This window comes from bacterium, from assembly GCA_040756715.1.
GTDB lineage: Bacteria > UBA9089 > UBA9088 > UBA9088 > UBA9088 > JBFLYE01.
Window position 1 is genome coordinate 1 of record JBFLYE010000174.1, and the last position, 21,017, is coordinate 21,017.

The following is a 21,017-nucleotide window of genomic DNA, read 5'->3' on the forward strand; positions in this document are numbered from 1 at the left end:
TTTTATAAAATTTTTTCCCTTTTAATTCAAAATTCAACATTCAAAATTCATAATTTTATAAAGTTTTCCTTAAGATTATCTAAACACATACATTTTGTAAAGCGTTATGGAATTAACTATAAATCTCATAAGGCCCCTCACATCAATTGCACTCTTATATGTTGAATTGCCTCCTTCTTTAGCTATACCTCCTCCTCTGGTTGCAATTGGGGATAGTAAGTCAAGATTAATGCTTTCTGTAAACCCTCCGCCGGGAGCAGTCCCTACACTTATTTCTACCTTCAGCGGTCCCCCTTCCTTAAAGGGAATAGGAAGTGGTGGAATTGGTCTGCCTGAAGGAATCTCCCTTCCCTTATGAAGAGGCGCATTACCCTGATTAGCAATAGTAAAAGCCAATTTACCATATAGACTATCTGGGATACATTCTATGTTTGTTACTACAAGATCTGGTAATCCAACAGGCTCAGCAACATGCTCAGCCTCTTTCTCTAACTTTTTAGGATGGAGGACTACTATTGTCTCCACACTTTTATTATTACGTTCATTACTTTCTGCTACAGCATTATTTGCATCAACACTTATTCCAAGGTTATAAGACTTTGGAGGAGGTGTTGTAGGATACTCAAGACAACCCTCACGTTTCTGCCCTGGTGCTAAACTGGCATGGTTCTGGGTAGGATTGTAGGGTATCCCAAGTCCGCCTCCCTGGACAACAAATGAACCACTTGGTGCCGAGCCAATATTTTCTACGATAAAGCATACATAATACTTTTCACCTGAATTAACTTCGTTAATCTCATTACCAGGATTAGCATCTGGTTTGACCCATAGATCTTTAATTACAAGATCTATCTTAGGTTTTTGTTTTGCTTCTGCCCTTGCACATGGCTCCAGACAAGCCAAGAAAGTTAAATAGCATGCATACTTGCAAGCCTTACATACAGGTCCACATCCCCAGGGACCTCTCGGGCAAACAGCCTTGCAGGCTTCATAAGATTTTTGGCATGCAAAACAGGCAGCTTCTGTTACAACCTCTGCATCCGCGGGTGTTGCGAGTAAGTCTGAAAAAGAGCATACCATTTTTCCAAGATTCATAGGAAAGTTATCTATAGAGGAATGTGGTTTAGATTTATGTATTCCTGGAGGAGTGATCGGTTGCGGTTGGAAAATCATAGGATGCAATTTTTCATATTTCCTTAAGGCTTGAGGTGCAATGTCCAATTTGAATTGCTGAATCTGAATCTGGTTCATTCTCTGAAGCAATTTCTTTGATAACATTATATCGCCATTTTTTATCTTACTGTCCATCAGCTTTAATCGTTCCTCATGATCTTTGAATTTAGATTGGTATCTTTTAAGCTGTTCTGACAGCATTATAAGTTTAGTTTTATCACCTCTGGATTCTCTATAGGCTTTCATTATCCTTTCAACCGATTCGTCAAGAGCCTTGTCAATGTTATCAGCATCTACATCATAGACCCTGCTTCTTTCGATCTTCTTAATAATATTTTCTGTGGCCCTTAATGTGGCATCCAACCTAATGTCTATAGCTTCAGCGATGGAAAGTCTCTCTGCCAATCCAAGAAATATCGCTATGGTTATAACTGTCATTTTACCCACTAAACTTTTCATCTCTTCATCTCCTCCTTTGAAGAGGATGTCCCCCTGACTATTGAAATTCAGGTAACGATTCCTCTCCTCATAATGTTATAAAACTGATAAAAATTTGCTTCTTGGGGCATTTTAGATGTTACTTTCACTTTTGCTCATTATAAAAATTAGCAAAAATTTTATCGTATCTCAATAAAAATTTTGGCCAGATCACCAAAAGGATCAAAAGGCTGAACGATGCTCATTTCTCCAATTCAACCCCAGGTATCCCTCTACGTAAACCAGCCTTTATCTTCCCTCCCCAATTATCGAAGATAATATAGACAATAGGGACGATTATCAAAGTAAGTATGGTAGAGGTGGTCAATCCTCCCATAACTCCAATAGCCAACCCCTGCATTGTTTCTTCACCTTCCCGCAGAGCTAAAGCCATAGGTAGCAAAGCAAAAATGGTACAGATAGCGGTCATCAGGATTGGTCTGAGTCTGATCTTAGCAGCAGCGATTACTGCCTCCCTTATTTCTAAGCCGGTTTTTCTTTGCTGATTGATGAAGTCTACCAGCACAATAGCATTGGTTACCACAATTCCAACTAACATGATAATGCCAATAAATGAAGCAATGTTTAATGATTGTCCGGTGATAAAAAGGGCTAAAAATACCCCGGTAACCGCAAAAGGCAAGCAGGTCATAATAGTGAGTGGGTGAATCAAAGATTCAAACTGGGAAGCCATAATCATATAGACTAAGATAATAGCAAAGATGAACATTATTCCCAAATCGTGGAAAGTCTCCTGCATATCTTCGTATTCACCACCAAAGTCAATCAAATAGCCTGGGGGTAAGGTTACCTTTGTCAGTGCTACCTTTACCTCCTTCATCACATCACCAAGCTTACGGCCAGCTAAATTGGCAGTAATGGATACCTGCCTTTTCTTGTTGAATCGTTTAATATCCCCTGGCCCTTTAGCAGGAATAATCTTTGCTACATCCCGAAGTAAAATTTGAGACCCAATGGGTGAGGGGATGGCAATACTTTTTATATCATCCAGGCTTTTGCGCTGTGATTCTTTGAGTCTGACCCTAATGTCAATCTCTTCTCCTTTTTGTCTTAACCTTGTCCACACATCTCCGTCTACAGCCATCTTAACCACTGAAGCTGCTTGAGCAACACTTAAGCCTGATTGTGCTAACTTTTCGCGGTCATAGATTATCTGGAATTCAGGGTTTCCCTGCTGTATACTGGTAGTAATATCAACCACCCCAGCTACTTTTGAGATTACCTGTTTAACATCCTCGGCAATCCTTTTCAATGTAGGCAAGTCCTCACCACTTACCTTTATTTCAACCGGAGCTTTACCACCCATCATTATGCTACCAAGGTCATAGATTTCCAAACTGGCTCCTGGAATACTATTAGCTATTTTCCTTACTTTCCTGGTTACCTCCTCAGTGGTTATTCTTCTTTCTGCCCTATCCTTTAAGGAGACCATTATCATACCTGTATGTACTCCGGAAACCTCACTTATACCCATTGCTCCAGCCCCTGCTGAGCCTCCCTGATGGGTTCCGGCAAAGGTAAAGACTTTATCTATGCCTTCCATATTAAGCACTTTTTTCTCAATTACAGACACAGCATCAGAGGTTTCTTTAAGGGATGTACCAACAGGCATTTTTAATCTGGCCATAAATGAGCCTTCGTCAGAGGCTGGCATAAATTCCTGGGAGGTAAAGGCAATAAGCCCAATGCTTGAGGCAAATAAAAGAAAGCAAAATACCAGCACCTTGCCTTTATTGTTTAGAGACCAGGAGAGTATTTTACCATATCTTTCCCGCAAGGTATGATACCAGCCCACATCCTGCTCTCCTCCTGTTTTTGCCCTTAAAATCTTTGATGCCATCATGGGAGTAAGGGTAATAGCCACAAATAAAGAGGCAAATAATGCATAAGCTACTACCCAGGCAAAGGATTTAAAAAGCTCTCCAGTGATTCCCGTAACAAAAATCAGGGGAAAGAATACAGCTACCGTGGTCAGGGTGGAGGCAATAATAGGCATAGAAACCTCAGTAGCACCGACTACGGCTGCCTCATGCCTGCTTTTACCGGCAATGAGGTGTCTAAAGATGTTTTCAATAACTACAATGGCATCATCTACCAGCCTGCCCATGGCAATGATAAGCCCGGTTAAGGTCATGATATTGATGGTGAATCCACGGAAGTACATAAAGATAAAGGCAGTAATAATAGAAAAAGGGATAGCTAAAGCAACAATCATAGTTGGCCGAAAATGGCGTAGAAACAAGAAGAGAACCACTACTACTAAAATCCCTCCTTCAATCCCACTCCATTTGGTTGAATTGATGGAGGTTCGGATGAATTTAGCTATTTCAAACACCTTGTGTAGCTTAACATCAGCAGGAAGATATTTTTCAATCACTGGCACCTGCCTTAGAATTTCATCTGTTACCGCAACAGTATTAGCATCTGCTTCCTTACGAATAATCATGCCTACGGTATGCTGTCCCTTTAATCTTCCATAGCCTCTTACTTCCTTAAAGGTATCCTTTACACAAGCCACATCTTTTAGATATACAGGATTACCCTGTTTTATTCCTACAATTATTTTCTCCATCTCTTTTGGGTCTCTGAACTCACCAATAGAGCGCAGGGTAAATTCAGTTGGTCCTCGGATTATCTTACCACAGGTTTTATCCATATTTTCTTGCCGTAGCTTTTGAGCTATTTCAAACAGAGACATGCCATAAGCCTTAAGTCTATCTATATCAACCTCAATCAATATTTCCCGAATAAGTCCACCCATCACCATTACCTGACCAACACCCTTTATTCTTTCTATTCTTGGAGCGATTACATCTTCAGCAAAATCCTTCAATTGAGCCAGGTCTCGTTTACTGGCAATGGTTAGAGCCATAATAGGCATCTCCCCAATATCCATTTTAACAACCATAGGGTCTGAAACATCCTCTGGCAGGAAATCCCGAATTACTGATAGCCTCTCCCGAATGTCTGCAGTAGCACCATCTAAGTTTGTACCCCAGTTAAATTCCACCAGAATTAAAGAGACACCTTCCTGTGAGGTTGAGGAAATCTTCTTTACCCCAGAAACAGTAGCTACTACCTCCTCAATTGGTTTAGAAATCAACTCCTCTATCTCCTCAGGAGCCACTCCTTCATAGTTGGTAATAACCGTGATAACCGGATAGTCTATATCTGGCATAAGGTCAACCGTTAGTTTGGAGAAAGCAACTATGCCAATGATAACAATGATTAAAATAACCATTAGCACAGAAACGGGTTTTTTAACTGAGAGTTCTGGGATGTTCACTTTTATTGCCTCCTTGTCACCCTGACTATTGCTCCATCCTGTAGAGTCTCCACACCACGAATGACTACCTCCTGGTTCTTGGCTAACCCTGCTGTAATCTCTACCTTCTCCAGATCCTGTATACCCAGTTTAACCTGCTTCAGCCTGGCACGATTTTCCTCAATCACATAGAGGTAATTATCCAGTCCTCGATTAAAAACCGCTCCCTGAGGCACACACAAGACATTCTGGTGTTTTTCTAGTTCAATCTTCACCCTGGCAAACATACCCGGCTTTATCCGGTGATGGGCATTTCTAATGTAAATGGTGACATTGAAGGTTCGCGATTGGGGGTTGATAATAGGAGATATTTCACGGATTATGCCGGTAAACTTTGTATCCGGATACGCCTCTAAAGAGACTTTTACTTTCTGGTCTTGTTTAATTTTAGTGATTAAATCTTCAGAAGCTGCCACTTCAAGCTTAACTGTAGAAATATCCATAACCTCAAGGATAGGCTCCATCCCCCTTATTCTCTCTCCTTCATTAGCAATCTTAGAGGTAATTATTCCAAAGATAGGAGAGGTAATATGGGTATCTTTTAGGTGTTGTTTAGCTGATGAGAGTCCAATCTCAGCCTGATTTACCTGAGCCTTAGCCAGCTCAAGTTGAGCAGAGGCCATTTTATAGGCTGTTACAGCCTTATCAAAAGCTGCCTTAGCAATGGAATTAGTGGCATTAAGCCTTTCTGCCCGCTCAAACTCTATTTTAGCATGGTCAAAGTTTGCCTCTGCTTGATGTAGCCCTGCATTAGCTGTGGTTAAAGCTGCTTCTGCCTGGGAAAGGCCAATTTGAGCATCAGTTGCATCTAATTTGGCTACTACCTGGCCTGCTTTTACATAATCATTCTCTTTGGCAAGAATCTGAAGAAGCATTCCCCCTATTTTAGGAGAAATTTTTGCCTCCTTGATAGGCTTAATAGTGCCCTGAAAGGTAGTGGTGAGAACTATGTCTGAAATAAATGGTTTAGCTGCTGTTACACTGACAGCTTCTATTTTCACCTCTTTTTCGGGCGGTTTTCTACATCCAACAATCAAGGCTAAACTCAAGGTAATAAAAAATCCTAAATTCGCAATTTGCAATTTGCAATTATTCATAATTAATTCCTCCCAATGGCTTTTTGTAATTTTGCCCAGGCTAAGTTATAATCATACAGTGCCTGATAGTAATTAGTTTTTGCTTGAGTTAGTAAAGTCTGTGCATCTAACACATCAGTAGTAGTAGAGGCTCCCTCTTTGTACATCTCTTTGCTAATGCGTAGGTTTTCCTCTGCCTGTCCAATAGATTTTTGGGCAACCCCAATGTTCTTTTCCGCCTCTTCTAAGCTAAGATAGGCCTGCCTGACTTCCAGCAAGATTCTGTCTTTTAGGAGAAGCAACTGCTCTTCTACGGCTGCCAGATTAGCTTCTGCCTGATTGAGCCTGGATTTTCTTGCCTTCCAGTCCCATAGGGTAAAGTTTACTAAAACTCCTGCCATCCAGGTTTCTTGCCACTCATCAATCGGTGTTTTTTTCCCTTTTTGATAGTCATAATTTCCTATCAGAGCAACTGATGGGTAATAGTCGCTCCTTACTATCTTCACTCTTTGTTTTAGAACCTCAATGGTAGCTTTTATCTGCTTTAATTCTGGCCGCATTGTTTGAGCCTGCTTGATACAGTTATCCAGATTTATAGTCTGGGGTCTAAACTCCAGGATGTCAATAATCTCAAGCGGAGTGTTCTGGTCCTCTGCCAGCACCTGATTAAATGCTGCCTTAGCCAGCCTAACCCCATTTTCTGCCCGAATTAGGTTTTGCTTCACATTGGCTAATTCCACCTCTGCCTTTAGCACATCCACTTTAGCTACCATGCCGGCATCATAGAAGTTGCCAACTACCTTTAGGTGGGCTTCTACCTGTTCAACTGCCTCCTGAGCGATTTGCTGAAATTTTAATGCCTTCAAAATACCAAAATAAGCACTTTTTACTTCTAAGATCAGCTCGTTTTTCACCCTTTCATACTCATATTTAGCGGCTTCGTAGTTAGCCTTAGCCAATTTGTAGCCAGAGGAGATTTTACCGCCGGTAAACAGAGGTTGCTGGATGATGCCTTTGGCCTCAGAAATTTCCTCATCACTCAGGGCCATTGACCTGCCCTGAAAATCTACAGTAGTGGCTTCATTTAATCGTGTATAGTTTGAAGATAGGCTAAAGATAGGATAGAAACCTGTTTTAGCCTCCCATACCTTTTCTTTAGCTGAGGCTACCTTTTTTGAGGCAGATAGCAGACTGTGGTTATTAGTCAGAGCTATCTCAATACTTCTCTCCAGGTTTAGCGGCTTAACCTCTGCCCATAGCGTGGAAATCCCAATTATAAGTGCTACAATTGCTAACTGAGAGGAATTTGCTTTTTTAGATATTAACTTCAATTTTGCTCATTATGGGAATATTTTATTAGGGTCAAAAGGAGCATTTGATATCTCCTTTCGAACACGATTGGCTCTTTGACGATCAGTTGGCATTTCGGCTGACGCTCCAAGCGTATCTGAAGTTCCCTGAAGGGGAATTTGGGCGGAGGTGCGAAGCACCTAAGCCAGATACGCTCTCTTGTCCGAGTGCGTTAGCACCGAGCAATCCGAAGGATTGCGAGAGTTCCGAACCTCGCTCATATCTTCTCTCCTTTTTCAATGATGTCTTTTAATTTGCTTTTCAATGTAGGAATATCATTCTCAACTGTATCCCAAAGGGCATCCATATCTACACCCAAATAATTGTGTATCAATTTGTCTCTCATTCCCGCCATGTCTTTCCAAGGAATATCTAGATGCTTCTTTTTGATCTCATCGGATATCCTCTTTGAGGCTTCACCTATTATCTCAATTTGCCTTATTACCCCGTCCTGTATAAGGTGATTCTCCATAAAGTCTTCGTATTCTATCCCAGCGGTATACTCTTCTATTCTGGTTATAGCATCTAAAATATGCTTCAGATATGCAGTGTCTTCTTTTTTCATCCGTAAATCACCATCATCTCCTTTTTTATCGTATCAATCAAATAGGGACTTATAGATTTCTCTGTTAACAAATCCACTTTTATTCCCAAGACCTCAGACAACTCTCTTTCTATTCTCACGAGTTCAAGAAGGCTTTTTCTCTCTGAAAACTCCACGATAATATCTATATCACTTTCCGGCTTTTCCTCCCCTCGAACATAAGAGCCAAAGACATCTACCTTTCTCACCCCTCGGCTTTTAAGCAGACGGGTAATTTTTTCAAATATTTCTTCCTTACTCATGTTTTTCACCTTCTATAGCGGGGTTTGGAATTTCGAACAACAGTATCGGTGAAGTGCGATAGCATTTTTCACTTTGCACCTGCAGCGTGTTAGGCGAAGTCTCCTTAAAAACTCTTTGAACATTTATTGCTCTACTAATTCCACCCTCCGATTCTTTGCCCGACCTTCTTCGGTTTTATTAGAAGCAACTGGCGACAATGAACCTACACCATAAGATTTAAGCCGCTTTGCACCAACTCCATATTTGGTGACAAGGGCTTTTACCACCGCTTCAGCGCGGCGCTGGGAAAGCTCCATATTAGCAGTCAATGTGCCGATATTATCCGTATGACCCACTACATATAAGTTGAGTTTGGAATTTTGGGCAAGGAGTTTGGCAACCTCTTTAAGTGAAGGAAGAATATACTCATCAAACTTTTTTACATCGTAATGCACTATAACTGAACCTGGATACCGCGAAATCAATGGATGGTCTTTGCTTCCCTCTACATCCTCTTGGGCAAATACCCTGCTGGTTGATAATAGCGCCAAGAGAGCCCCTACTAACAGATAGATAACCTTTTTGTTTTTGACTCTCATATTGTTCCTCCTTTTTTTAACTGATAGGAATTTGCTTTTTGGGCATTTTTTGCTTCGCAAGATTCTCGCTTTGCTCGAATTCGGATGTTAACTTCAATTTTGCTCATTATAAAAATATTTTAGCAAAAATTTTATCGTATGTCAATAAAAATTTTGGTCCGATCACCAAAAAGATTTAATTTTTCCCTTTATTGAATAAAAATGAGGGTTAAAAAGCTAGGTAGGACTTGCCTCTACAGACTTATGGGTAGGTTTCAGATTATTTGGTATTTTGGCACTTACACAGAAAAGCCTCATATGTAGCAAATATTGTATTAAATTTATCCCGATAAATTCTATCTAACCTTTCTAAAATTCCCTTTGTCCAAAGCATCTTTCTATTTAGGGAAGAAGAATACCTTATGCTGAAAAGAAGTTCCATAATTGAGCCATATTCCTTTTTAATAACCTCCTCTTTTATCACACAGTCTCTAAATATTTTTCTTAAAATTTCCTCAATCTCTTCTTTTTTTGGAAATGATAAAGCCTTTATTTTTACATCATCTTTGAATAGCTCATTAAGGGAGAGGGCAAGCTCATTTAATGTAGCTTTTCCGAAAATGGAAAATAGCAAAACCCCGTCTTTTGAAAGGAAATTTTTATATTTTTCCAAACAGGTTAAAGAATTAAACCATTGAAAACAAGCATTGGATACAATCAGGTCAAACCCTTCTTTGCAGGGGAGAGCCTCTCCATCTGCAACCACAAATTTTACATTCTCTACCCTATTTTTTGCCAAACTTACCATTTTCTCTGAGGCATCTAATGAGATTATCCTTCCTGCAAACCTTTCCTTAAGCATTTTTGTAAACTGCCCGTCTCCACATCCAATCTCAAGAACCTTATGAAAATTGTCAGAAATTAAGGCTATGAGGCTTTCTCCAATCTTTTTCTGGATTTCTCCCCCTCTGTAATACTTTGAAAATTTATCTATAATCCTTTTATCCATTCTAGAAAATCCCTATTTAAAAATGGGATATGGAAAAGCTCATCCATTAAAACAAGCTCCTTTTTTGATTTTTTAGAGATAAAAATCGCGCTGTCAATTGGTGCAATTTTATCATTCCCTCCCGCTACGATAATACAATTTTCTATTTTTTTTAATAACTTGCTCTCTATTTTTATCTTTAAAAGAATTTCTAATCCTTCAAGGAGAATTTCTTTATCCATCTTAAGATAATACGGCAAAAATTTCTTTTTAAATTTTAAGAATTCATCCTTATTAAATGAGTTTTTATAGAAGCTATAGAGACAAGCCTCCTTATTTTCTATAAGATTTCTCCTCATTACTTCAATTTCCCTTTTTTTATACCCCTTTCTTATCCCAACAAGGATAAGCTTTTCTGTTAGCTCTGGATGTTTTATCGCAAAGGAAAACCCAAGAAATCCGCCAAGTGAATGACCAAATATAAGGACCTTCTTTTTAAGAAAGGAAAGGATTTCCTCTTCAAAATCATAGCTTGAAGGAAAAAGAAGGTTATACCTTAATGGCAATTTCTCAAGGATTTTATAATCCAGTGCCCATCCAGGAATAAGAAGGGCATCTTTCTTATAACCCCTCTCTTTGTATAGCATCTATCTTTTAAATTTTAAAATTTTAAAAAACGCACATAGTATAGACATATTTACCACCCCTATTCAATTTTAAGCAGATAGGAAATTCATTTACCCTCTGTAATATCTCTTCAAGGTGTAGAATTGAAAAGAGAAAAATATGAGAGGAAAAAAGGTTTTTTTCAGATGACAAAAGTTCCATCCATCCTGCCATTTTTGGGCTTTATCAAGGAACATAGCAATATTATTACATCTTTCTACATGAATCATCAAGAAATATTCATCATCAGGTCTATGGGAGTTATCAACCAGATGACTTTCATCCTCCCTTATGATATACTTGTTATGATGTGGAAAGGGATGAAAGAGAGCTTTTTGTCTACTTAAAAGGTGGGTTAAAATTGCCCAGAGTAGGTGAAAAAATGACTAAAACAAAAATGAAATTATAAGTTGCTATCGTATATTTTCTTGACTTTTTATACGATAATAGCGTATAATATTAAAGAGGTGCAATTGGAATGGAAGATATTTTATATCGTTATAATCCCTGGTGGGAAGATAAATATGTTTTAGAGGGTATGATTGAGAGAAGAAACCTTTTGGAATTGATGAAAAAATATTTCTCTTTGCCTCAGATTGTCTTTTTAACTGGCTTAAGAAGAATAGGAAAGACAACGCTTTTGAAACTCTTTATTAAATATTTGATAGATAAGCAAGGTATTGACCCTAAAAGGGTCTTCTATGTGAGTATGGATGATTATCTCCTTGCCAAAAAGAGCATTTTGGAATTAGTTGAGGGGTTTAGGGGTATTCACAGGATAGCCTTTAAAGAGAAGGTTTTTTTATTTTTTGATGAGATTACCTACAAGGACAATTTTGAATTACAACTTAAAAACCTTTACGACAGCCACAATGTTAAGATATATGTTTCCTCTTCATCTGCCTCAGCTTTTAAAAGCAAAAAGGCATATTTAACCGGCAGAAATATTATCATTGAAGCACTACCACTTGATTTTGAAGAGTATTTAGAATTTAGGGGGATTGTAATTAGTAAAGCCGATACTCAATTAGCCAAAAGGTATTTTGAGGATTATCTGGGTATAGGTGGCATACCAGAGTATGTTTTGCATCGGGATATGGATTGTTTAAGAGAGTTGGTAGATGATATTATTTATAGAGATATAGTTGCTTTTTATGGAGTCAAAAACCCAAATATACTTAAAGAATTCTTTGTCTTACTGATGGAGCGCTCTGGAAAACAGGTAAGCATTAATAAAATGGCCAATATCCTTAATATCTCTCCCGATACTGTAAAAAGATACCTTCAGATGTTTAGCGATACCTATCTTATTTATCTTATTCCTCGTTGCGGCAAAACAAATGAAAGGATATTATCTCCCAAAAAGGTTTATGCCCCAGATTTAGGGATTAAAACATTGTTTAGCGGCTTTAGGGATAAAGGCAGTTTGTTTGAGACTTATGTCTATTTAAAGATTAAGCATTATGACCCTTGCTATGTCTATGAAAAAGCCACAGAGATAGATTTTTTAACAAAGAATAATACATTGATTGAGGTAAAGTATGGGGGTGAGATGACTGGGAAACAATTTACTCTTTTCAACACATTTAAGGCAGATAAAAGAATAATTATAAGGGATATACAGGATGTAGATGATTATGATTATGGCTCATCACGGATTATGGTGCATAAGATAGGCTTTAAAGATTGTAATGTGTTTAACTAAAGCTAAATAATTGAGCAGTCGGGGAGTTTTTTTCCCACTGCATTAAGTAGGTTATCCTGTTTTAAAAAAATTATCATAACCCTGGTTGCGATGACTTTGATTATCGAAAAAGTTTTAATTGAGATTTTCAGCAAATTTTTGTATACTTATTAGGTAAAATTTATAAATTTTGACTAATAAAGCTGAGAATAATGAACAAGAATGAGATTGTCCGGATCCTTTCTGATTGGAATTTCTGGGAAAAGGATATAGAAACTGGCATTAACCGAGATTCATATATAAATAAGCTAATGGAATTTATAAATACTGGGCTTATTACGGTCATCACCGGTGCAAGAAGAAGTGGCAAGTCATTCATTATGAGACAGGTGGCTAAAAGATTGATAAATAATGGGGTCAATAAGAATGAAATTCTTATCATAAATTTTGAAGACCCAAGATTTACTAAATTGGATGTAGAAGTCTTGCAAAGGATTTTTGAAACATATCTGGAATTTTTGAACCCAAAAGGGAAACCCTATATCTTTCTTGATGAGGTTCAGGGGGTTGCTGGATGGGAAAAATGGGTCAGAACCACACGGGAATTACAAAAAGCTAAAATTGTTATTTCCGGTTCAAACGCAAAATTATTAAGTCGTGAACTTTCCAGTTTATTGACCGGAATGCACCTTGATTTGACTGTATATCCACTTTCCTTTAAGGAAAATTTGCTTTTTAACAATTTGCAATTAAAAGATAAACTTGCTACGATAAATAAACAGAACGAAATCAAAGCTTTGTTAAGAAATTATATTGAATTTGGCTCATTCCCGGAGGTTGTTTTACACCAGCAGAAAAAAGAGATATTACTGAGGTATTATGAGGATGTGTTAAATAAAGACTTGATAAAAAGATTCAATATCAGAAAAAAAGAGGCAATAAAAAGTTTAGCCAAATATTACCTCACCAATATATCAAATTTGATAACCTTTAACTCTATTGAAAAATATTTAAATCTCTCTGCTGATACTATAGAAAAATTTTCTCTCTATTTTGAAGATGCCTATATTTTATTTTTTCTGAAGAGGTTTTCTTTTAAGGTAAAGGAACAGGATAAAAGTCCCAAAAAGGTCTACTGCATAGATACAGGGTTAGCAAATACAATAGGTTTCAGGTTAAGCGAAAATTTAGGCAGATTATTAGAGAATATAACCTTCTTGAGATTGAAAGAAAAGATAAGAGAAACACCAGAGTTAGAAATCTTTTATTGGAAAGACACTCATCACAGAGAAGTGGATTTTGTTTTGAAAGAAAAACTAAAGACAAAGCAACTTATTCAGGTCTGCTTCAATATTTACGATGAGAAGACTAAACAGAGAGAAATCAGAGCACTCATTAAGGCAATGGATGAATTTGGTCTTAAAGAAAGCCTGGTTATTACCGAAGATGATGAATTTGAAGAAAAGATAGAGAGTAAAAAAATTAAATTTTTACCATTATGGCAATGGCTGTTATCCGAAAAAGGGTGGTGAGAAAAGAACTGATGACTTTCATCCTGCCTTATGATATACTTGTTATGATGTGGAAAGGGATGAAAGAAAGTTTGTACTCATCGGGAACATGGTATCCACCCCCTAGGTAAATTATTTTATCTTAATGAGAAAGATATGGAAGAATTAGAAAGGATAAAAATGGGGGGATTTATAGTATCTTCCATTACTTAGTGCAAAAATAGATAGGGTGTGTTTATCTGTTTAAAAATTCATCCACCTTTTAAGAAATTTTGAATTCTAAATTTTGAATTTTGAATTGAAGGTTTAAGTTTTATAAAATTTTTTCCCTTTTAATTCAAAATTCAACATTCAAAATTCATAATTTTATAAAGTTTTCCTTAAGATTATCTAAACACATACATTTTGTAAAGCGTTATGGAATTAACTATAATAACAAAAGTCCTCTGGAATTTGATATAATGTATGTGTTTAGCTCCTACATAAAAAGTATCAATCTTTAATAAATCGTAAATTCAAAATCCTAATAAATTTGCTCTAGGGTGAAGGGTGTAGGGTCTAGGGGGATAAAAACCTCTTTCCATCCCTTGACCCTTTACCTTGAGCCTTTTATGGAGGATGGAATGGTAAAGGGAAACTAGGCAAATATCTGGTAAAAACAGTGGCTTTCATTGTGGCTTAATGGCTTTAGGGTAAAAAAGCTTTATTTAAGACCCTATCTGAGGAGGAAAAGAGAATAATGGAAGAAGGCATATAGAAGTATTTGGGAATTAGGGTAAAACTTACCAATAGCAAAGATAACCTTAGAATTTCTGATGGAAAATAACACTTTTTTGTCATTTTGGCTTCGTTTTTTCCTTCTCTATAGAAAAAGACAAAAAATTTCAAAAAGAGACCTCAATTTTCCCCAAAATTTTAAGATTTAGCCTAAAAGGCAGAGGGTAAGTTTCAATTTTAAAGGAATGGTACGTGTTTAGCTAAAGCTAAACAATTGCAAATTGTAAATTGCAAATTGTAAAATTCAAATTGAGAGAGTGATGAATTTTTTATGATATTATTTTTTACTTCTTTAAATTTACAATTTAAAATTTGCAATTTAAAATTTAGTATGTGTTTGCTAGGTGAGAATAAAATTGGGAAATAGGCACTTAAGGCAGAGAGGCACAAAGGCGAGAGAGTTTATTTATTACTTGCTTTCTTTGTGCCTTTGTGCCTAGGTATATAGGACAGCTAAACAACGGCTATGGAATTTAGTTAAGAGAAGAGGTAAACACGTACCTTGATATTGTTTGATCAGTAAGTCAATCCTTCTCTCTAATTGGGGGATTTGGGGTTGCCATTTATCTGGCTGCTCTGCCCTTAGCGTGCCTAGGAGAGGGAAGAATAAAAAGACTACTGCAAAAATTGATGCCATTTTCTTCCTTTCTTAGACACCCCTCTAATCTTGCAAGAACTTCCAGAGAGGAATTACTTTTATCATTACCCCTTTCTCTTTTACTTCTGCTTCTACATCTCGGGAAACAATTAATGTCTCTTTTGTTTGCGGAAACCGCCGCAAGAACAGTTTTACTCCCGCAAATCCTTTGTCTTGCCAGTCAAAATGTGAACTATACTTTACTTCTACAGGCATAGGATGGTTAAAGTCTCCCAGCACAAAGTCAACTTCATTTTCACTCTCGGCATAATAACCGCAAGGTTTCCCTTCCCTTAACAGATGGAGAAATACGGCATTTTCCGCTTTAGCTCCCCAATCCCCTTTACCGGTAAACACAGACTTCATCCCCGTATCACCAAAGTAAACCTTTTTAGGAGCATAAACCTTTTCTGAGTAGGAAGTAGTCCATTTCTCAAGAGACCTGACTAAAAAAGCAGATTCGCAATATCCAATATACTCCTTAACCGTGTCCACTGCTATATGTAAGATATTGGATAGTTTGTTAAAGCTGGTTCGTGAACCTACCGAGGCCGCCAACAGGCGAAGAAGGTCTTTTAAAAGATTAGCCTTTCTTATTTGAAACAAACGGATTAAGTCACGGGCAATAATATCCTCTAAAAGATTAGCTAAATATTCCTCACAGGGCTTAAGGACATTCTCAGGATAACCACCAATATGCAAATATTCCTCAGCAAGTTTTTCATACCTATAGTCTTCTGCTCGACTTATAGCTACTTTTCTAAAAGTGAGAAATTCCTTGAAACTTAAAGGATATATGATGGTGATAAATTGTCGACCAGTAAGCTTTCCCCCTTGACTCTTTATTAAAGAGGAAGTAGAACCAGTACAGACCATCTTTACATCTTCCAGGTCATATATAGCTTTAAGCTCAACTTCCCAATTGGGGCTTTCCTGCACCTCATCTAAAAAAAGGAAGAGTTTCTTACCTCGGGGGTGCATAAAAATCCTTCTAAAGAATTTTAGATGATAAGATATGGGATGGGTGGCAAGTTGAGGATGATCTAAGGCTAAATAGAGAATATCTTTAGCCGGGATGCCTTCTTTAAGTGCCCTTTGAATAAGCTGTTTGGTAAAGACAGTCTTTCCTGCCCGTCTGCTTCCCACAATCATATCTATCTGTTTTCTTCTAAGATGCTTCCCAATCTTTTTTAAAATATCTTCTCTTATCAGGCCAGAATCAAAGTCTCTGCCTTCCCACCAGGGATTAAAAGCATAATATATCTCTTCCATTTAACCATTACCTCCTTGATATATTATACACATAATCGAAACTTTTGTCAAATAATTTCGATTATAATCTGTGATTCAGAGATAAGAGCTAAAAATTCCTCTTTATTTAGCCTCATAGCCGATATATTTTATAGAGGAGAGGCATCTGATATGCCTTTACTTTCTCTATGGAACTTATCGTCTATGAGGAAGATAAACCTAAGGTTCTTTCTGCTTTGAAAGATGGTCGTATTGACTATACTGACCAGCTGGACATTTGTTGATAAATTCTTTGCATTCTTGCTTGAGTCTGGATTTTTTGACCAAGTGAGTGGTATGTGTGTAGCTTTAATGGAACAAATGAAATCCGAAATTGAAAATCCGAAATTGAAAATCCGAAATCAAAAAAACAAATTCAAATGACTAAAATTGAAAATTCAAAACAATATAATTTATTTGAGCAGTCGGGGAGTTTTTTCCCACTGCATAGTTTGAAAAGAGATCCTCCCTCCCCTTCGCTACGCTTGAGGGTTCTCAGGATGATGGGTCGGGATATTATTAAAAACTCCCCGACTCATCTTAAATGTATATGAAAAGGCCATCAAAGGGCCATATGCGGAAGGTCAATATTATATCAAATTCCAGAGGGGTTTTGTGATTAAATTCTCCCATTTTTATCCTTTCTAATTCTTTCAAATCTTAAGATAAAATAATTTACCTAGGGGGTAGATACCATGCTCCCAAGGCAAGCTCACCAACCTTTTTCTCAATCTCCTCTTTGCTTATAGTCACCTTGCAAATGGGTCTATTGTTCATCTTTTAGCCTTAAAATAAGCCACCTTTATAATAAAAACATTGCCAGAGATATAGCTTATGGATGAGGTGGTTATGATAATAAATGTTTAGGGGTGTAGGCCCTTTAACCTGCTGGAAAGCGTAAGAAATTTCATTAATTCTTTCATTATCCGTAATAAAAGCGGCATTGCGGCCAATTAGCTTTTCAAGGTTCTTCCAATAAGGGTAGCGAACCCGAGCATAAAGGGTATATATCTCATAGTTTTTTTCTTGGCTATAGAAGGAAAGCTTGCTTGATAGATGATGATTCTCGGCAAGAATGAATGGAGTTTGGGGCATCTTAGAGATAAAACCTTCTATCTCTTTACTTGCTTTTTTAAAACCATGGAGCCGATTGGTGATGTCCTTCTCCGCTGGGATAGGAAGTATGGGATGAAGGGAGTGAATGATTACCAAGCTAGTAAAAACAAGGCTGATAAGCCCACCCATTAAAGTTATGGTTATAATTAGCCATTTAATCCTTTTTTGTATCCCTTGATGGATAAACCAAGCAAGGTTGATAAACCCGGTGATATAAGCGGGTGCAGGCCAATTCCCTTCGCATTTAGAAAAAAGGCTCAAAAGGAAGAAAAAGAGGAATGGAAAAGCGCTTAGCCAGAAGAGAAAGAGTAGCTCGCTCTTTTTGTTGCGAAATCCCTTATATCCCACCCAACCTGTACCTACAAGAAAGAGAATAAAGAAAATGGGAAAAATCAATCCTGCCTCTCCCCCAAGAAAAGAGAGCATATTTGGAATACCACCATTGATCTTTTGAAAAAAACCATGCTTAAATTGCATCTTGAGGGACACCCAATGATGCGTCGCATTCCACCCAATTACCGGGCTTGTGACTCCTATGGCAATAATGGCAGCAAGATAAGGGTCTTTACGCAAAAGCCAATATCTTACCTTGGAAGAGGTTGTGATAAAAAAGAAAATCGCAGGGATAAAGAGTACCATTGTATACTTACTCAAATTCCCTAATCCTACCACTAATCCAGTAAGGAGCCAATAATACAAATTATTCTTTGGTAAGAAAAAGGCATTATAAACAAGGTAGACCGATATAGCCCAAAACAAAAGCAGTGGCACATCGGGGGTCATTATCACACTATTAGCGGTAAAACCTAAGGTAGTCCCAAGGAGAAGAGAGGCGATTAAGCCGATTGGCTCATCATGAAAGATTCTTTGAGCAATAATGTAGACCATTAAAAGAAGCAATATCGCAGAGATTACCGCCAGCAACCTTACTCCAAGCTCTGTATTTCCGATAAGAAAAGTGCCAAGCCAGATAAACCAAGCCACCATTGGCGGATGGTCATAATAACCCCAGGCAAGGTGTTTTGCCCAGGTCCAATAGTATGCCTCATCTGAACAGAGCTCTACTTGGGGGATGTAGAGAAGATAGAGGCAGGTTATCGCGATGATAAAACCTAGTAAATTTTTCATCTACCAAAATTTGTATGATAGTAAGAAACCATTGTTTTTGTTAACTGTAGAAAAAATATTATAGTATCTTCCATTACTTAGTGCAAAAATAGTATTTAAGAAATTTTGAATTCTAAATTTTGAATTTTGAATTGAAAAAGGTTAAGTTTTATAAAATTTTTTCCCTTTTAATTCAAAATTCAACATTCAAAATTCATAATTTTATAAAGTTTTCCTTAAGATTATCTAAACACATACATTTTGTAAAGCGTTATGGAATTAACTATAATATTCCTATCTTTTACAATGGCTTTGGCAGTAAAATAGTCTAAACAAAAGCCAAAAAATACATCATGTTAATCTTGGGAGCATAAAGAAGGTCAATATGGAGATAACCAATCCCATATCTTCTAAACTTCTTTATCTTTCTTTCCGCTTTAATAAATTCAAGAGGCAAAACATCAAGGCCATATCGCTTAAGACAGCGATATATCTTCATCGGATAAAGGTTTGGTATTTTATCCTCTAAAGTAAAGAAGATATCCTCTATTGTCTTTTTAAACTGCTTTCTCTCAAAACAGATTAATTCTTCTTGTTCAGTAGTCAAGGTAGTATTAAGCTTATGAGGACGAGAGGGATTATCCTCAATATTTTCTGTCCTTTTCCATTTATTTGCTGTTGGCCAAGAGATACCATATTTTTTAGCCAAGAGATAGGCAGAAAGGGAAGAGTTTTTTATCTCTTGCCTAATGGCTAAAGTTGTACGAGCATTCTTATGAATTTTAATCTGCATACGCTACATATTTTATCAAATAATGTAGCGTTAGGCAACAACTAAACCATTGTTTATAAGATATGCCAATGAATGGAATCTTATGTAAAGATAGAAGCCCTGATTAAGATAGGGAGGCTTTCTGTATTTTCTCCTTGACAAAAGGATAAAAATTTGATATTCTTTACCCAAAGGAAGGATAAATTATGTTCTCAAAAGAAAGACTCAAAGAAATCATCGTAGGTAATCGCGAATTTATCTTAAATTATGTAGGCAGAATTATCAAAAGGGAAGGGCTTTATCTTCCAAAAAGGTTAAACAAGGTCATTGTATTATATGGAGTAAGGAGAAGCGGTAAGACATTCATCCTTTATGCTTTATTCAGAACCTTCAAAGATTCTGCCCTGTATATTGATTTTGAGGATGAAAGATTAGCTGATTTTAAGGTAAGTGATTTTGAAATACTAAAAGAGGCTTTTTTAGAACTTAATCCCCATCTTATAAATAAACCAAAGACATTTCTCTTTGACGAGATACAGAACATAAAGGATTGGGAAAGGTTTGCCAGGCGAGCGGTTGAAAAAGAGAAAATAGCCCTATTTGTAAGCGGTTCATCCTCTAAGATTATGCCACAAGAGATACATACATCCCTGAGGGGAAGGGCATGGAGTATAGAGATAAGTCCATTTTCTTTTAAAGAATATCTAAAAATCCAAGATATCTTGCCCAACAAAGATTTTATCTATACAGAGAAAAAAATCTTCTTAAAAAACCATTTTAAAGATTACTTAAGATGGGGTGGTTTTCCAGAGATTATCTTAGGGAAGGGTGAGTTTGAGAAGGCTAAAATATTAAAGGAATACCTTGGCTCAATATTCTTTAAAGATTTGGTGGAAAGATTCAGAATAAACAATATCCCTCTTTTAGAACTATTGATCGATGCCCTATTTTCCTCATTCTCCCAAAGATTTTCACTCTCCTCTTTTTATAAGCAATATAAAGATAAACTCCCCTTCTCAAAGGATAGCCTGTTTAGTTATTATAAATACCTTCTTGAAAGTATGCTTATCTTTGAGGTAAGAAAATTTACTACCTCTTCTTATAAAAGGATGAGGAATCCGGCTAAGGTATATCTGGTAGATACAGGGCTTGCAAGAAGGATAACTCAAGAAAACATCGGTAGATTGTTAGAGAACATCGTCTTTTTAGAGTTAAGAAGATATACAGAGAATATCTTCTATTTTGAAGAGGAAAGGGAATGTGATTTTGTGGTAAATAAGGATGGTAGGTTATTTGTCTATCAGGTCTGTCATGAACTGAATGAAGAAAACAGAACCAGGGAATTGGATGGTTTAGTATCATCTGCTCTATACATAGGACTAAAAGAGGGATGTATTTTAACCTATGACCAGGAGGAAGAATTAGATAAGGATGGTGTCAGGATAAAGATAATGCCTGTCTGGAAATGGATTATCGAAGATGCCAACTTATTGTCAAGTAAGACTTCTTAAAGAGTTGACTGCGTCTCTGTACATGGTATCCATTTTTATCCCATACAAGGGATCTTTCTAATTCATCTAATATGGGTGGAGAGATTTAAGTATTCCTGGATTAAACCTTGTTTTGGATGAAGAAATCAAGAT

Annotated in this window: 17 protein-coding genes; 4 read left to right on the forward strand and 13 right to left on the reverse strand. The window is 37.1% G+C overall.

All coding sequences use genetic code 11. The features are described from left to right. Positions 1 to 75: 75 nt before the first annotated feature. From AB1397_06440 to AB1397_06480, 9 genes are all read right to left on the reverse strand, one after another. Complete coding sequence (locus AB1397_06440; GenBank protein ID MEW6482616.1) at positions 76 to 1,632, reverse strand: CARDB domain-containing protein; 1,557 nt, start codon at positions 1,630 to 1,632, stop codon at positions 76 to 78. A 220-nt stretch (positions 1,633 to 1,852) separates the two neighbouring features. Beyond that, a complete protein-coding gene (locus AB1397_06445; GenBank protein ID MEW6482617.1) occupies positions 1,853 to 4,957 on the reverse strand; it encodes an efflux RND transporter permease subunit in 3,105 nt (1,034 codons plus the stop codon). 2 nt (positions 4,958 to 4,959) lie between these two features. Beyond that, positions 4,960 to 5,997 (reverse strand): efflux RND transporter periplasmic adaptor subunit, encoded by a 1,038-nt coding sequence (locus AB1397_06450; GenBank protein ID MEW6482618.1) that lies wholly within the window; start codon positions 5,995 to 5,997, stop codon positions 4,960 to 4,962. Positions 5,998 to 6,095: 98 nt separating this feature from the next. Next, positions 6,096 to 7,403, reverse strand: a complete 1,308-nt coding sequence (locus AB1397_06455; protein MEW6482619.1) for a TolC family protein — start codon at positions 7,401 to 7,403, stop codon at positions 6,096 to 6,098. Between the two features lie 236 nt (positions 7,404 to 7,639). After that, entirely contained in the window at positions 7,640 to 7,987 is a 348-nt protein-coding gene (locus AB1397_06460) for a DUF86 domain-containing protein (protein MEW6482620.1), read from the reverse strand. Then, the gene (locus tag AB1397_06465) at positions 7,984 to 8,268 is read right to left on the reverse strand and encodes a nucleotidyltransferase family protein (protein ID MEW6482621.1); all 285 of its coding nucleotides are present in this window, start codon (positions 8,266 to 8,268) and stop codon (positions 7,984 to 7,986) included. Before AB1397_06465 ends, AB1397_06460 begins: the two co-directional genes overlap by 4 nt. A gap of 123 nt (positions 8,269 to 8,391) precedes the next feature. Next, complete coding sequence (locus AB1397_06470; protein MEW6482622.1) at positions 8,392 to 8,847, reverse strand: OmpA family protein; 456 nt, start codon at positions 8,845 to 8,847, stop codon at positions 8,392 to 8,394. A 259-nt stretch (positions 8,848 to 9,106) separates the two neighbouring features. Continuing rightward, on the reverse strand, positions 9,107 to 9,835 hold the full coding sequence (locus AB1397_06475; GenBank protein ID MEW6482623.1) for a methyltransferase domain-containing protein: 729 nt from the start codon (positions 9,833 to 9,835) through the stop codon (positions 9,107 to 9,109). Continuing rightward, the gene (locus tag AB1397_06480; protein ID MEW6482624.1) at positions 9,817 to 10,461 is read right to left on the reverse strand and encodes an alpha/beta hydrolase; all 645 of its coding nucleotides are present in this window, start codon (positions 10,459 to 10,461) and stop codon (positions 9,817 to 9,819) included. The genes AB1397_06475 and AB1397_06480 overlap by 19 nt, the downstream gene beginning before the upstream one ends. Before the next feature lie 165 nt (positions 10,462 to 10,626). Here AB1397_06480 and AB1397_06485 point away from each other — a divergent pair, with 165 nt between their 5' ends. From AB1397_06485 to AB1397_06495, 3 genes are all read left to right on the forward strand, one after another. Next, complete coding sequence (locus AB1397_06485; GenBank protein MEW6482625.1) at positions 10,627 to 10,827, forward strand: hypothetical protein; 201 nt, start codon at positions 10,627 to 10,629, stop codon at positions 10,825 to 10,827. A 131-nt stretch (positions 10,828 to 10,958) separates the two neighbouring features. Then, positions 10,959 to 12,185 carry an ATP-binding protein gene (locus tag AB1397_06490; GenBank protein ID MEW6482626.1) on the forward strand — a complete coding sequence of 409 codons (1,227 nt, stop codon included), beginning with the start codon at positions 10,959 to 10,961 and terminating at the stop codon, positions 12,183 to 12,185. 191 nt (positions 12,186 to 12,376) lie between these two features. Continuing rightward, a complete protein-coding gene (locus AB1397_06495) occupies positions 12,377 to 13,696 on the forward strand; it encodes an ATP-binding protein (protein ID MEW6482627.1) in 1,320 nt (439 codons plus the stop codon). A gap of 1,417 nt (positions 13,697 to 15,113) precedes the next feature. Here AB1397_06495 and AB1397_06500 read toward each other — a convergent pair. From AB1397_06500 to AB1397_06515, 4 genes are all read right to left on the reverse strand, one after another. Further along, positions 15,114 to 16,361, reverse strand: coding sequence for an ATP-binding protein (locus AB1397_06500; protein ID MEW6482628.1), 1,248 nt, complete (start codon positions 16,359 to 16,361; stop codon positions 15,114 to 15,116). Positions 16,362 to 17,165: 804 nt separating this feature from the next. Continuing rightward, a complete protein-coding gene (locus tag AB1397_06505; GenBank protein MEW6482629.1) occupies positions 17,166 to 18,623 on the reverse strand; it encodes a glycosyltransferase family 39 protein in 1,458 nt (485 codons plus the stop codon). 307 nt (positions 18,624 to 18,930) lie between these two features. Then, complete coding sequence (locus AB1397_06510; GenBank protein MEW6482630.1) at positions 18,931 to 19,395, reverse strand: hypothetical protein; 465 nt, start codon at positions 19,393 to 19,395, stop codon at positions 18,931 to 18,933. Positions 19,396 to 19,425: 30 nt separating this feature from the next. Continuing rightward, entirely contained in the window at positions 19,426 to 19,566 is a 141-nt protein-coding gene (locus tag AB1397_06515) for a hypothetical protein (protein ID MEW6482631.1), read from the reverse strand. A gap of 14 nt (positions 19,567 to 19,580) precedes the next feature. Here AB1397_06515 and AB1397_06520 point away from each other — a divergent pair, with 14 nt between their 5' ends. Next, complete coding sequence (locus tag AB1397_06520) at positions 19,581 to 20,885, forward strand: ATP-binding protein (protein MEW6482632.1); 1,305 nt, start codon at positions 19,581 to 19,583, stop codon at positions 20,883 to 20,885. The last annotated feature ends 132 nt before the right edge of the window (positions 20,886 to 21,017 follow it).